Consider the following 13,384-nt stretch of genomic DNA (forward strand, 5'->3'; position numbering starts at 1 on the left):
ATGGCGACTTACGCCGCCCCGGTCGTCTATGCCCTGGTGCTCTGGTGGTTCTCCACCGGGCTGATCCTGCTGCTCGACCACGCCCCGCGGCGCACGCATCCGTGGAGCATGGCCGGCGCGACGCTGCTGCTCGCCGGCGCGCTGGTGGCGATCCGCACCAGCGCCCAGGATACCAGCTCGACGGGGGCCTACACGGCGTTCACGGCGGCCCTGGTGGTCTGGGGCTGGCAGGAGATGAGCTATTACATGGGCTTCGTGTCGGGCCCGAAGCCGGCGGCCTGCGCACCGGGTCTGCGCGGCCTCGACCGGTTCCTGGCGGCGCTCGCCACCAGCCTGTGGCACGAATTCGCCATCGTGATCGGCGGCCTGGCGATCCTGGCCTTGGTCTGGGGCGGGGCCAACACCATCGCCCTGTGGACCTACGGCGCCCTGGTGGTGATGAACCTGTCGGCGCGGCTCAACCTGTTCCTCGGGGTGCGCAACCTGCACGCCGAGTTCCTGCCGGACCATCTCGGCTACCTGGCCTGCTACCTCTCGCGAAAACCGATGAACCTGCTGTTCCCGGTCTCGGTCAGCCTCGGGACCATCGCGGCAGGCCTGCTCGGGCGGGCGGCCCTCGGGCCGGACCTGCTGGCGCACGAGTTGATCGGCTTCACCGTCCTGGCGACCCTGATCGCGCTGGCGACGCTCGAACACTGGTTCCTGATGCTGCCGCTGCCCTCGGCCGAGCTGTGGCGGTGGAGCCTGCCGACGCGCAATCCGGACGGCGCGGCGCGGCCGGGGGACAACGGCTAGATCCGACCATCACAGCGGGATTTCGCGCGCGCACCACTTTGGAACTGGTCTCGTGCGAAGGACGAACCTCACAGGCGGGGACAACCCGCGAACCAATCGGGGAGAGGCGACATGGACTACGAGACCTTCTTCGGAGCCGAGATCGCCGGACTCCACCGCGAGGGACGCTACCGGGTCTTCACCGATCTGGAGCGCCATTCCGGCAACTTCCCGCACGCCACGCATCACCATCCGTCCGGCACGCGCCCGGTCACGGTCTGGTGCTCCAACGACTATCTCGGCATGGGCCAGCACGCCTCCGTCACCGGGGCGATGCACGAGGCGATCGACCGCTGCGGCGCCGGGGCCGGCGGCACCCGCAACATCTCCGGCACCAACCACTACCACGTGCTGCTGGAGCGCGAGCTCGCCGACCTCCACGGCAAGGAGGCGGCCCTGCTGTTCACCTCCGGCTACGTCTCGAACTGGGCGGCGCTCGGGACCCTGGCCTCGCGGCTGCCGAACTGCGCCGTCTTCTCCGACTCCGAGAACCACGCCTCGATGATCGAGGGCATCCGGTTCTCCCGGGCCGAGCGTCACATTTTTCGTCACAACGACCCGGAGGACCTGAACCGGAAGCTCGCATTGGTCGATCCGGCCCGGCCGAAGCTGGTCGCGTTCGAATCCGTGTATTCCATGGACGGCGACATCGCCCCGATCGGCGAGATCTGCGACGTGGCCGAGGCCCACGGGGCGCTCACCTATCTCGACGAGGTCCACGCGGTCGGCCTCTACGGCGCGCGGGGCGGCGGCATCTCGGAGCGCGACGGCGTCGCCCACCGCCTCGACGTGATCGAGGGCACCCTCGGCAAGGCGTTCGCGGTCCATGGCGGCTACATCACGGCCTCGGAGAAGCTCTGCGACTTCGTGCGCAGCTTCGCCTCGGGCTTCATCTTCACCACCTCGCTGCCCCCCGCGGTGGCGGCGGGCGCGGCGGCCTCGATCCGCCACCTGAAGGTCAGCGGCACCGAGCGCGCCCGCCATCAGGAGCGCGTCGCCAAGGTCCGCCAGGCGCTGGAAGCCGCCGACATCCCGGTGATGCCCAACGACAGCCACATCGTGCCGGTGATGGTCTGCGATCCGGTGCTGTGCAAGGCGATCTCCGACACCCTGCTCGACGAGTTCGGCATCTACGTGCAGCCGATCAACTACCCGACCGTGGCCCGCGGCACCGAGCGGCTGCGGATCACCCCCTCGCCGCTGCACACAGACAAGGACATCGCGCATCTGGTCGGGGCGCTCTCCACGATCTGGGCGCGGATCGGGCTCCGGCAGAAGGCGGCGGAGTAGGGGTTCCCTTCTCCCACCCGCTCCCGCATCCTGAGGTGCCCGCGTCAGCGGGCCTCGAAGGAGCCCTCCAGCCGGCAGCACGATCCCTGGAGGCCTCCTTCGAGGCCTCCGCTGCGCTTCGGCACCTCAGGATGAGGGGGTGGATTGGAAGCCCCCTCGCAGCATCGAGTCAGCGCGTGCCAACCTTCCCCTTCTCGGCCATCGTCGCGCAGGACGAGATGCGCCAGGCGCTGCTGATCGCGGCGGTGGATCCGTCCATCGGCGGCGTGCTGGTGTTCGGCGACCGCGGCACGGGGAAATCCACCGCGATCCGGGCGCTGGCCGCCCTGCTGCCGCCGATGCGGGCGGTGGTCGGCTGCCCGTACAATTGCGACCCCGACAACCCGGCGGAGAGCTGCCCGCACTGCGCGAGCCTGCCGGGCACGCGGAGAAAGTCCGAAAAAAAGCCGGTGCCGGTGGTGGATCTGCCGCTCGGGGCGACCGAGGACCGGGTGGTCGGCACCCTCGACCTGGAGCGGGCGCTCGGCGCCGGCGTGAAGGCGTTCGAGCCGGGGCTGCTCGCCCGGGCCAACCGCGGTTTTCTGTATATCGACGAGGTGAACCTGCTGGAGGACCACTTGGTCGATCTCCTGCTCGATGTCGCGGCCTCCGGGGTCAACACCGTCGAGCGCGAGGGCCTCAGCTTGCGCCATCCCGCAAAATTCGTCCTGGTCGGCTCCGGCAACCCGGAGGAGGGGGAGCTGCGCCCGCAGCTCCTCGACCGGTTCGGGCTGGCCTGCGAGGTCACGACCCCGCAGGACATCGCCACCCGGATCGCGGTGGTGCGCGCCCGCGACGCCTACGAGCGCGACCCGGAAGGCTTCTGCGCCGCCCGCGCGGGTGACGAGACCGCGATCCGAAAAAAAATCCTGCTGGCCCGGGAGCGCCTGCCGCATCTGAACGTGCCGGATTCGGCCCTGGAGCGCGCGGCGCAGCTCTGCTTGGCGCTCGGCACAGACGGCCTGCGCGGCGAGCTGACCCTGATGCGCACAGCCCGGGCGCTGGCAGCCCTCGACGGCGCCGAATCGGTCACGGACGACCACATCCGCCGGGTCGCCCCGGCCGCCCTGCGCCACCGCCTGCGCCGCAACCCGCTGGACGAATCCGGCTCGACCGCCCGGGTCGAGCGGGCGCTGGCAGAGGTGTTTTCGTGACGGGGCCGGCGCAACCTCTCCCTCCCCCCTCTGCGGGGGAGGGTACCCTGCGCAGCAGGGGGGGAGAGGGGAGCGCCATGTCCGGAAGTGGCGCGTCGGGTGCGAAACCCGCTGTCGTCGCGCTGCCCCTCTCCCGACCCTCGCTGACGCGAGGGCCACCCTCCCCCGCAGAGGGGGGAGGGAAGGCGGAAGCGCCTCAAAACATCTGGCCCGATGCCCTGCGCGCCGCCCGCCTCCTCGCCACCGACCCGCATGGCTTCGGCGGCGCGGTGTTGCGGGCCGGGCCGGGGCCGGTGCGGGAGCGCTGGCTCGACAGCCTGCGGGCGATGCTTCCCCCGGAGACGCCCTGGCGGCGGCTGCCGCCGGGGATCGGCGACGACAGCCTGCTCGGCGGCCTCGACCTCGCCGCGACCCTGGCGGCGGGCCGGCCGGTGGCGCGGGCGGGATTGCTGGCTGAGGCTGATGGCGGGTTGATCGTCGTGCCCATGGCCGAGCGGCTGCCCCCCGGCATCGCGGCGCGCTTGGCGGGTGCCCTCGACACCGGCACCGCCTCGGAAAGCCCGGCGCGCTTCGGCCTTGTGCTGCTCGACGAGGGCGAGGGCGACGAGACCGTCTCCGACGCCCTGGCCGACCGCCTCGCCTTCCGGATCGACCTGACCGGCCTCGGGGTCGCGGCATGCGACACGCCTGCTGTCGCGACAGACTTTGATCCGGGCGACCCGGAGGCCGATCCGCTCGGCACGCTGTGCCGGCTGGCGGAGGCGCTCGGCGTCGCGTCCTTACGCGGGCCGATCCTGGCGGCCCGGGTGGCGCGGGCGCTGGCGGCGGAGGAGCCGGTCGGCACGGACGCGATCATGGCAGCCGCCCGCCTGGTCCTGGCCCCGCGCGCCACGCGCCTGCCCGCACCGGAGGAGGTGATGCCGGAGGAGGCCGAGGCGCCGCCCCCGCCGCCCGCGGAGGATGGCCTCCCGGAGGACGCGACGGATCCGGCCCCGGCCGACGCCGCCGAGGATCGCGTGCTGGAGGCGGTGCGGGCGGCGATTCCCGCCAAGCTGCTCGATCAGTTGCTGGCGGGGGGCGTGCGCCTCTCGGCCGCGAAGGCCGGGCGGGTCGGCCAGCCGGCGGCCTCGCGCACCGGCCGCCCGATCGGCAGCCGGCGGGGCGACCCGCGGCGCGGGCGCCTCGACCTGCTGGCGACCCTCCGCGCGGCGGCCCCCTGGCAGGGCCTGCGGCGCGCGGCCGGCGAAACCCGCCCGATCGTGGTCCGGCGGGACGATCTGCGGATCCGGATCCTGCGGCAGCGGACCGAGACCACCACGGTGTTCTGCGTCGACGCCTCGGGCTCGGCTGCCCTGGAGCGGCTGGCCGAGGCCAAGGGCGCGGTCGAGTTGCTGCTGGCCGAGGCTTATGTCCGGCGCGACCGGGTGGCGCTCGTGGCGTTCCGCGGGGCAGGTGCGGAGCTGGTCCTGCCGCCGACCCGCTCGCTGACCCGGGCCAAGCGCGGCCTCTCGGGCCTGCCGGGCGGGGGCGGGACGCCGCTGGCCGCCGGGATCGACGCGGCGCTGAGTGTGGCCCTCGGCGTGCGCCGGAGCGGCAGCCGGCCGGTGATCGTGCTGCTGACGGATGGGCGCGCCAACGTCGCGCGCTCGGGGGAGGGCGGCCGGGCCCGGGCCGGCGCGGAGGCCCTGCAGGCGGCTCGCGCGCTCAGGACGGCCGGGATGCCGGCCCTGGTGATCGATACCGGCGCCCGTGGCGAAGGCGCGCGCGCGGTCGCCGACGCGATGGCCGCCCGTTACCTCGTACTGCCCCGGGCCGATGCCGGCCTGCTCAGCGCGGCGGTGCGGGCCGCGCTCTGAGCGTGGTGACGGGCCGGGCGGAGCCGACGAGGTCGCGGATCAGAGGTGATAACCGGCGCCGAGATCGGCGACGCGCTGGTTGTGAGACATCCAGGCGTTCAGCATCTCGCGGAACAGGCCGCGGAAGTTCCAGCGGCCCGCGGTCGAGCCGGCGAAGTGATGGGTCGAGGAGGTGAAGACGATCATGGCCGGTTCCAACGGTGAGAGATGCGCGGTGCCTGCGTTCGCCCCTGTGATGCCCCCATTGTTGCGTCGCAGCAATCCGGTCTGCGGCAGCGGTGGCATGCGGTTTCCGCATGCATTCTCAATGTCTTACGAAATACTTCCAACCCGGCACGATAGCGCAGGCGCGTGGCGCGCCTCCCGATTTGGTGCACCGCAGGATACAAGCCGGTGCTGAGCCCGCGCGACGCGGACCGGCCCGACTGGGGGGTCGAGGGGCGGGATTGGCCGCACCGGGAGGCGAGCCGCTTCGTGGAGGCGGCGGGCCTGCGCTGGCATGTCCAGGAGTTCGGTCGGCCCGAGGCGCCGGTGCTGCTGCTCCTGCATGGGACCGGGGCCGCCACCCATTCCTGGCGCGGGCTGGCGCCGCTCCTGGCCCAAAATTTTTTTGTGATCGCCCCGGACCTGCCGGGCCACGGCTTCACCGATCCCCTGGCGGATGCCGACCTGTCGCTGCCCGGCATGGCTCGGGCCGTGGCGGGCCTCGTGGCAGCGCTCGGGCGCCCGCCGGTCGTGGCCGCCGGTCACTCGGCCGGGGCGGCGGTCCTGGCGCGGATGTGCCTCGACGGCGCGATCGCTCCGCGGCTGCTGGCGGCCTTCAACGGCGCGCTGGCGCCGCTGCCGGGGGCGGCGAGCCTGCTGTTCCCCGGCATGGCCCGGCTGCTGTTCCTCAACCCGTTCACCCCAAGAATCTTCGCCTGGACGGCGGACCGGTCGGCGGCCAAGCGGCTGATCGAGGGCACCGGCTCGCGCCTCGATCCGCAGGGTGTCGATCTCTACCGGCGGCTGTTCGCCCGGGCCGGTCATGTCCGCGGGGCGCTCGGCATGATGGCGAACTGGGACCTCGCCGGGCTGCACCGGGCTCTGCCAGGCTTGACGACCCGCACTCTGCTGATCGTCGGCGGCGACGACCGGGCGATCCTGCCCGACACCGCCTTCACTCTGCGCGACCGCCTGCCCGACGCCCGGGTCGCCCTGATCCGGGGGCTCGGCCATCTCGCCCACGAAGAGGCGCCCGAGCGCGTCGCCGAGGTGCTGTTCGAGGAGGCCCGGGCCGTCGGCATCCTCGAAGCCTGACGCGCCCGGCGGGACTGGCGCCGGCTTTGCCTGGGTCGTAGAGCGCTTGCCGCCGAAATGGATACCAGTTCGGCGTCAGCGAGCGCGTCACATCAAGGACTGAGAGTCGAGCCCGATTGCAACGCGATCGGGAACGGCTCTAGTGCCAACCGCAAGGTGTTGGACCTGCGGCGAAGCCGGGATGAGGAGTTGTCGGGACGATGGCGAGACCCGTGATCGGCGTCGTCGGAAACGCGCGCCTGCTCGACAACCGGTTCACGGCCCAGATCGTCGGCGAGAACAACCTCCGCGCGCTGGCCGAGGTGGCCGGCGCCCTGCCGCTGATGTTCGCCGGCTGTCCGGCGGTCACCGATCTCGGCGACCTGCTCGACGTGGTGGACGGCGTGCTGCTCACGGGCGGGCGCGCCAACGTCCATCCGACCCACTTCCGGACCGAGCCGCACCCGGCGCACGAGCCCTACGACGAGGCCCGCGACGCGGTGGCGCTGCCGCTGATCGAGGCCTGCGTGGCCCGGGGCGTGCCGCTGTTCGGCATCTGCCGCGGCTTCCAGGAGATGAACGTCGCCTTCGGCGGCAGCTTGCACCCGGAGATCCGCGACATACCCGGTCGCCTCAACCACCGCATGCCGCGGCTCGAGAACGGCGAGATCCATCCGGACATCGAGGTGGTGTTCGCCGAGCGCCACGCGGTCCGCCTGACGCCGGGCGGCGCCTTCGCCCGGCTGCTCGGGTGCGAGACGATCCGGGTGAACTCCCTGCACGGCCAGGGCATCCTGGAGCCGGGCGCCCGCATCGTGATCGAGGGCATCGCCGAGGACGACACGATCGAGGCGATCCGCATCGCCGATGCGCCGGGCTTCGCCCTGGGCGTGCAATGGCACCCGGAGCACGACGCCGCGACGAACCCGATCAACCGGGCGCTGTTCGAGGCGTTCGGAGCCGCGGCGGCGCGGCACCATGCCGAGGCGGGCAGCCGGCGCTGAACTGGATCGCGCAGGCGGATCATGCGGCGAAGTTACGACGCCGACCTCGCAGCATTCATGAGCGCGCCGGCCGAGTCTTACCCACCTTAATCTATGTTCGGACGTCTGATGAACATTGGTGCAGGTCTTCCGAACGCGGCGACGATTCTTTTCGCGACGCTGCGCGATTCACCTTTTCCCCGGACGACCTGTCGCAGCCGGGAACAGCATCCTTGGAAGGGGGGTTGCCCGAGTCCCGAACAGCGGTTGCCTCCTCCCGAGGCACACCTGCGCAGATCTTGAGCCATCGACCGCATGCAGTTTCCCCGCGACGACCAAGAGCATCCGCGCGCCCAGGCCTTTCGCGACTTCATCCGGAATCCCCCCTTTCCCTGCGTCGGCGCCAAGTCGGCCCTGTCGCGGGGGCGTATGAAGATCGTCGTGGCCCGGGACATCACCTCGGGCTGGGACGACATGCGGATCTACCCGGCCCTGCTCGCCTTCGTGGCGCGCTACCGGGAGACCCCCGACCTGTTCCAGAGCTTCGCCGTCGTGTTCGAGGGACCCGGCGACCTCTCGGAGGAGGCGTTCGAGCAGAATCTCTGGGCGCGGGCGCAATCGCTCACCGACAAGGATGCGTGGCTCGGCCAGCCGCACGACGCGCGCGTCGCGGATGATCCCGACAACCCGCACTTCTCCCTGAGCTTCGGCGGCGAGGCGTTCTTCGTGGTCGGGCTGCACCCGAACGCGAGCCGGCCCGCGCGGCAATTCTCCTCGCCGGTGCTGGTGTTCAACCTGCACGCCCAGTTCGAGCGCCTGCGCGCCGAGGGCCGCTACGAGAAGCTGCGCGCCTCGATCCTCGAGCGCGACGAGGCCCTGGCCGGCAGTCTCAATCCGATGCTGGCCCGCCACGGCGAGACCTCCGAGGCCCGCCAGTACAGCGGCCGCGTGGTCGGCGAGGAGTGGCGCTGCCCGATGCAGGGCCGGCCTGCGGCTCCGGCGACGCCGGCCACGGACGACTGGCATCCTCTGGCTTCGCCGCTCGATCCCATCTTCCCGACGAACGGCGCCTGAGACACCGCCGCTGGATCGCGGCGGCCCCTGCCGCGTTTCCGGCCGGACCGAAGCGGAAGCGGAGACATCATGGACCAGGCGGACGTGCAGCAGATCGAGCCGCGCTCAGGCGTTGCCTTCACCCTCGACCGGGGGCAGCGCCTCACGGTGATCGACCCGCGCGGCGAGCAGGTGGCCGACCTTGTCGCCTATAACCGCCACGATACGGCTGAGGTGATCTCGTCCGGGCGGACCCTCGACTATGCCAGCCGGATCTACCTGACCACCGGCGATCCGCTCTACTCCAACCGCTCGAACGTGCTGCTGCGCATCGTCGAGGACACGGTCGGGCGCCACGATTTCTTGCTGACGCCGTGCTCGGCCGACACGTTCCGGATCATCTACGGCGACACCGACCCGCATCGCGGCTGTTTCGGCAATCTGGCGGCGGCCCTCGCGCCCTACGGCATCGCGCCGGACGCGATCCCGGTGGCGTTCAACTGCTTCATGAACGTGCCGATCGACGGCACCACCGGAGCACTGACGGTCGAGCCGCCGCTGAGTCGGGCCGGCGACCGGATCGTGTTCACCGCGGAGACCGACCTCATCATCGGCCTGACCGCCTGCTCGGCGCTGCAGTCGAACAACGGCAGCTTCAAGCCGATCCACTATCGGGTCGAAGCTTAGCGCACACCTCTCAGTTGACGCTGCAGCTAAGATAGCGCTGAATTTTGTATTTTTTGCCTGTCCGCGTCGAAGAACTACCTAATCTTCGCACGGGATGACTTCCGAATAGGCATCTCAAGACGCGTTCCCGCCGAGATCCGTCAAAAATCTGTTGCTGACGATCGGCGTGTAGTTTGCGTTTACCAATCTTGTGTTTAAACGTCGCCGTGGAACAGCGCCGGGGCGTACGAGTCGCCGCATGCGGCAGCGCGCTCGACGCTGACAGCTCTCGACGGCCTGCCCGTCTCCTTCCCGGTGCCCCGATGACACGCTCGCAGACCGACCGCTCGCCCGGGGGCCATTCCGCGCCCCGGTGGAGCCTCTCCAACGTCAGGCTGAGCCACAAGCTGGCGGCGGTGATGGCCCTGGTTCTGGCAGCGGTCGGCGCCCTCACCGGCCTGAACTACCTCGATACAAGGTCCTCGGCGCTCGAAGACCGCGCGCTCATGACCAAAAACCTCGCCGACGTCGCGCAGAGCCTGCTGGTCCATTACGCGGCGCTGGCCTCCTCGGGCCGGATGCCGGTCGATCAGGCTCAGAAGGCCGCCCTCGAGGCTGTCAGCGCGCTGCGCTTCGGCGAGGCGGATTACTTCTTCGTCCTCGACATGGAGGGCCGGCTGATCGCCAACGCGTTCAACGCCAAGAATGTCGGCAAGGTGGTTCTGGACCAGACCGACATGCCGGGCGGGAAGCGCTACTTCGCCGAGATCGTCGAGGTGGCCAAGCGCGACGGCTCCGGCTTCGTCGACTACATGAAGCCGCGCGCCGGCGGGGCCGAACCGGTCGAGAAAGTCGTGAGCGTGCAAGTGTACAAGCCCTGGGGCTGGATCCTTGCCGCCGGCCTCTACCGGGACGATGTCCACGCGGCCGTGCGCCACCGTGCCCTCACCAACGCCCTCTGGGCTGCGGGCCTGGTGATCCCCGTCCTGGCCCTGCTCCTGCTCATCGGCAACGGCCTGTCGCGGCCGATCGTGCGCCTGACCGAGGCGATGCGGGCGCTCGCCGGCGGCGACCTCGCGGTGCCGGTCGCCGATCAGCAGCGCGGCGACGAGGTCGGCGCGATGGCGCGGGCCGTGCAGGTGTTCAAGGACGCGCTGATCGCCAAACGGGAAGCCGAGGTGGTCGCCGCCGCCGAGACCGCCGCCAAGATGCGCCGGGCCCAGGCGCTGGACGAACTCACCGGCCGGTTCGACGCGCATGTCGGCGCGCTGACGCAGAGCCTGTCCTCGGCCGCCGTGGAGATGGAAGCCACCGCCCGCGAGATGACGCGCACCGCCGCGCGCACCACCGACCAGTCCGGGCGGGTCGCTACGAGTTCCGAGCAGACTTCGGCCAACGTCCAGACCGTAGCCGCCGCGAGCGAGGAGATGTCTGCCTCGATCCAGGAGATCGCGTCCCGCGTCGCCCAATCCTCGACGATGGCCGACCGGGCGAGCGTGGACGCGGCCCGCACCAACGAACTGATGCAGGTCCTGTCCCGAGGGACGGACCAGATCAGCGACGTGATGGGCCTGATCGCCGGGATCGCCGGGCAGACCAACCTGCTGGCGCTGAACGCCACCATCGAGGCCGCCCGGGCCGGCGAGGCGGGCAGGGGCTTCGCCGTGGTCGCCGGGGAGGTGAAGGCCCTGGCGGCGCAGACCGCCAAGGCCACCGACACGATCGCCGGCCAGATCGCCGCCATCCAGGGCGAGACCCGGAACGCCGTCGAGTCGATCCAGACGATCGGCGGCACGATCGACGCGATGCGCACGGTCGCCCTGAGCGTGGCCGCGGCCATGGAGCAGCAGGGCGCGGCCACGAGCGAGATCGTCCGGAACGTCGCCCAGGCGGCGCAGGGGACGCAGGCGGTCAGCGAGGACATCATCGAGGTGCGCCAGGCCGCCGGCGAGACCGGCGCGGCCGCAGGCCAGGTGCTGAGCGCCGCGCAGGACCTGGCGCGCTACGCCTCGGGGCTGGGCCAGGAGGTGACCACGTTCCTGGCCGCGGTCAAAGCCGCGTGAGAGGGCGGACCGGACGGGGCGCATCAACCTTGGGGTGGTAGACGGCACCGGGCCGGGTCGGCGACCGTGCGGGTTTCGGAAGGCTCACGCTCGCGAGGGACCGGCCCGATGCGCTTCGCCCATGTCGCCCTGTGGACCCCCGACCTGGATACGGCCGCGGCCTTCTGGCGGCGCTATTTCGATGCCGAGATCGGTGCGCCGTACCACAGCCAGCGGCAGAAGGGATTCGTGTCCCGGTTCGTCACCCTGCCCGGGGACGGCGCGCAGATCGAACTGATGACCGCGCCCTGGGTCGCGGACGGGACGCACGACGAGCGCGTCGGCTGGGCGCATGTCGCGATCGCCCTCGGCAGCGTCGAGGCCGTCGACGCCCTCGCGGCCCGCTGCGCCACGGATGGCTGCCTCACGTCGCCGGCGCGCCGCACCGGCGATGGTTTCTACGAAGCAGTGATCGCCATGCCGGACGGAACGCCGATCGAGATCACCATCTGAGGGACGGGCGCAACGAGGCCTTTACGGGCCTCTCCCGGCCTGCACGGAAGATGACAATGGCCGCGTGAGCACGCGCCTCTCCCTTCCCCCTCTGCGGGCATCGGATTCACACATCCCTGGATGTGGCGCGGGTCCCCTCTCTCGTGCGGGAGAGGGACAGGGTGAGGGATGCGCGCTTTCCGGAAAAACATGGTCCCTCACCCCAACCCTCTCCCGCACGGGAGAGGGGGCGCGTGGCAGCCTTCGCAAGCCGATGTGTAAACATCGTAGCTCTGCGGGGGAGGGAGGGCGCGCGCTCTGGATTGAGCGTCCTTTCAGGATGCGCACCGGCCTGAACGCTATGCGTGAAGACCGTATCCTCTCTGGGCTGAGGGAACGTGCACGAAGTCCAGCTTCGATCGAGACCCCTCCCAAAAGGATTCAAACAATCCCGTCGATCGCCACCCGCAGGTGCTCCGGCCCGCGCAGGGCGGCTCCGGACCGGTAGGGCGGCGGGTCTTCGATCAGCCGGGGGGCCTTGAGCCGGCGGGCGAGCGCCGTGAGCGCCGCCTCGGCCTCGAACCGGGCGAGCGGAGCGCCGACGCAGTAATGCAGGCTGCCGCCGAAGCCGAGATGGCGGGTGCCGGTGCGGTCCGGGTCGAAGCGGTCGGGATCCGGGAACATTGCGGCGTCGCGGTTGCCGGAGGCGAGCAGCAGGACGAGGTCGGCACCCTCGGGGATCGTGACGCCGGCGATGTCGATGGAAGACAGCGTCTTGCGGGTCCGGAACTGCACGGGCGGCTCGTAGCGCAGCAGTTCCTCGATCAGCCGAGGGGCGCGGCCGGGATCCTGGCGCAGGCGCTCCAGCTCGTCGGGGTGGCGCAGCAGCGTCAGCAGCCCGTTGGTGATCAGGTTCACCGTGGTCTCGTGGCCGGCCACCAGCATCAGGATCGAGGTGGCGACCAGGTCGTAATCGCCCATCTTCGCGCCCTCCGGCGTCGCCTCGTTGGCGAGGCCCGAGAGCATGTCGTCCTGCGGGTGCCGGCGCTTCTCCTTGATCAAATCGGCCATGTAGCCGCCGATCGCGTCGAAGGTCCGGCTGTTCGCGGCGCGGATCTCGGTGTCGGACAGGCTGTCGGGCTCGAGCGCCGTGGCGAGCTGGGTCGCCCAGCCGTGGAACTTCGGCTCGTCCTCCCGGGGCACGCCGAACAGCTCGCAGATCACCGTCACGGGGAGCGGGTAGGCGAGGTCGTCGACGGCGTCGATCTCCCGGGCATCGCGCTTCTCGTCGAGCAGGTCGGCCACCAGCCGCTCGGAGCGCACCCGCATCGCCTGGATCCGCGCGCGGGAGAACTGGTGCATCACGGACGCGCGCAGGACGTCGTGGTCCGGCGGATCCCGGAAGATGAAGACCCGGTGCCGGTCCATCATCCAGTCCTTGAGCGGTTTGACGATCAGGTCGGTGAGGGGATTGCCGGTGCGGGGCCGGTCGGCCGGGGGCAGGGTCTCGGAGCTGACCCGCGGATCCTGCAGCAGGCTCGCGATCGTGCCGTGTGTCGCGGCGACCCAGGTCCCGGATTCGGTCCCGTCGTCCTGGCGCGAGACCGGATTCTTCCGCAGCTTGGCGTAGATCGGATAGGGGTCCGCCCGGTTGGCGAAATCCTTGACCTGGTCGAGGAGGGTGGCGTCGGGCATGG

Annotated in this window: 12 protein-coding genes; 10 read left to right on the forward strand and 2 right to left on the reverse strand. The window is 71.0% G+C overall.

All coding sequences use genetic code 11. From position 1 onward, the window contains the following. The 4 genes from puhE (at position 1) to MKK67_RS15330 (ending at position 5,173) form a co-directional block, all read left to right on the forward strand. The gene (puhE, locus tag MKK67_RS15315) at positions 1-795 is read left to right on the forward strand and encodes a putative photosynthetic complex assembly protein PuhE (protein WP_243965915.1); all 795 of its coding nucleotides are present in this window, start codon (positions 1-3) and stop codon (positions 793-795) included. Between the two features lie 111 nt (positions 796-906). Next, positions 907-2,124: a 5-aminolevulinate synthase gene (hemA, locus tag MKK67_RS15320; RefSeq protein WP_243965916.1), complete on the forward strand. Its 1,218-nt coding sequence runs from the start codon at positions 907-909 to the stop codon at positions 2,122-2,124. A gap of 176 nt (positions 2,125-2,300) precedes the next feature. Continuing rightward, positions 2,301-3,317, forward strand: coding sequence for a magnesium chelatase ATPase subunit I (gene bchI / locus MKK67_RS15325; RefSeq protein WP_243965917.1), 1,017 nt, complete (start codon positions 2,301-2,303; stop codon positions 3,315-3,317). A gap of 77 nt (positions 3,318-3,394) precedes the next feature. Continuing rightward, on the forward strand, positions 3,395-5,173 hold the full coding sequence (locus MKK67_RS15330; protein WP_243965918.1) for a magnesium chelatase subunit D: 1,779 nt from the start codon (positions 3,395-3,397) through the stop codon (positions 5,171-5,173). A gap of 39 nt (positions 5,174-5,212) precedes the next feature. Here MKK67_RS15330 and MKK67_RS15335 read toward each other — a convergent pair whose 3' ends face one another. Further along, positions 5,213-5,458 (reverse strand): hypothetical protein, encoded by a 246-nt coding sequence (locus MKK67_RS15335; RefSeq protein ID WP_243965919.1) that lies wholly within the window; start codon positions 5,456-5,458, stop codon positions 5,213-5,215. Between the two features lie 108 nt (positions 5,459-5,566). Between MKK67_RS15335 and bchO the strand changes: the two genes are divergently transcribed. From bchO to MKK67_RS15365, 6 genes are all read left to right on the forward strand, one after another. Beyond that, positions 5,567-6,472, forward strand: coding sequence for an alpha/beta fold hydrolase BchO (bchO, locus tag MKK67_RS15340; protein WP_243965920.1), 906 nt, complete (start codon positions 5,567-5,569; stop codon positions 6,470-6,472). A gap of 200 nt (positions 6,473-6,672) precedes the next feature. After that, the gene (locus MKK67_RS15345) at positions 6,673-7,455 is read left to right on the forward strand and encodes a gamma-glutamyl-gamma-aminobutyrate hydrolase family protein (protein ID WP_243965923.1); all 783 of its coding nucleotides are present in this window, start codon (positions 6,673-6,675) and stop codon (positions 7,453-7,455) included. Positions 7,456-7,749: 294 nt separating this feature from the next. Beyond that, entirely contained in the window at positions 7,750-8,508 is a 759-nt protein-coding gene (gntA, locus tag MKK67_RS15350) for a guanitoxin biosynthesis heme-dependent pre-guanitoxin N-hydroxylase GntA (protein WP_243965925.1), read from the forward strand. A 69-nt stretch (positions 8,509-8,577) separates the two neighbouring features. Next, positions 8,578-9,174 carry a DUF1989 domain-containing protein gene (locus MKK67_RS15355; protein ID WP_243965927.1) on the forward strand — a complete coding sequence of 199 codons (597 nt, stop codon included), beginning with the start codon at positions 8,578-8,580 and terminating at the stop codon, positions 9,172-9,174. 302 nt (positions 9,175-9,476) lie between these two features. Continuing rightward, a complete protein-coding gene (locus MKK67_RS15360) occupies positions 9,477-11,216 on the forward strand; it encodes a methyl-accepting chemotaxis protein (RefSeq protein ID WP_243965928.1) in 1,740 nt (579 codons plus the stop codon). A gap of 108 nt (positions 11,217-11,324) precedes the next feature. Then, on the forward strand, positions 11,325-11,708 hold the full coding sequence (locus MKK67_RS15365) for a VOC family protein (protein WP_243965929.1): 384 nt from the start codon (positions 11,325-11,327) through the stop codon (positions 11,706-11,708). A 420-nt stretch (positions 11,709-12,128) separates the two neighbouring features. Here the strand turns inward: MKK67_RS15365 and MKK67_RS15370 are convergent, their stop codons facing one another. Next, positions 12,129-13,382, reverse strand: coding sequence for a cytochrome P450 (locus MKK67_RS15370; RefSeq protein ID WP_243965930.1), 1,254 nt, complete (start codon positions 13,380-13,382; stop codon positions 12,129-12,131). Positions 13,383-13,384: the final 2 nt, after the last annotated feature.

This window comes from Methylobacterium sp. J-072, from assembly GCF_022829425.1.
Taxonomy (GTDB): Bacteria; Pseudomonadota; Alphaproteobacteria; order Rhizobiales; family Beijerinckiaceae; genus Methylobacterium.

Coding starts and splice junctions, on each gene's coding strand:
- MKK67_RS15355 (WP_243965927.1), top strand. CDS start 8,578: ATGGACCAGGCGGACGTGCAGCAGATCGAGCCGCGCTCAGGCGTTGCC.
- MKK67_RS15335 (WP_243965919.1), bottom strand. CDS start 5,458: ATGCCACCGCTGCCGCAGACCGGATTGCTGCGACGCAACAATGGGGGC.
- MKK67_RS15345 (WP_243965923.1), top strand. CDS start 6,673: ATGGCGAGACCCGTGATCGGCGTCGTCGGAAACGCGCGCCTGCTCGAC.
- gntA (WP_243965925.1), top strand. CDS start 7,750: ATGCAGTTTCCCCGCGACGACCAAGAGCATCCGCGCGCCCAGGCCTTT.
- MKK67_RS15370 (WP_243965930.1), bottom strand. CDS start 13,382: ATGCCCGACGCCACCCTCCTCGACCAGGTCAAGGATTTCGCCAACCGG.
- MKK67_RS15360 (WP_243965928.1), top strand. CDS start 9,477: ATGACACGCTCGCAGACCGACCGCTCGCCCGGGGGCCATTCCGCGCCC.
- MKK67_RS15330 (WP_243965918.1), top strand. CDS start 3,395: ATGTCCGGAAGTGGCGCGTCGGGTGCGAAACCCGCTGTCGTCGCGCTG.
- puhE (WP_243965915.1), top strand. CDS start 1: ATGGCGACTTACGCCGCCCCGGTCGTCTATGCCCTGGTGCTCTGGTGG.
- MKK67_RS15365 (WP_243965929.1), top strand. CDS start 11,325: ATGCGCTTCGCCCATGTCGCCCTGTGGACCCCCGACCTGGATACGGCC.
- hemA (WP_243965916.1), top strand. CDS start 907: ATGGACTACGAGACCTTCTTCGGAGCCGAGATCGCCGGACTCCACCGC.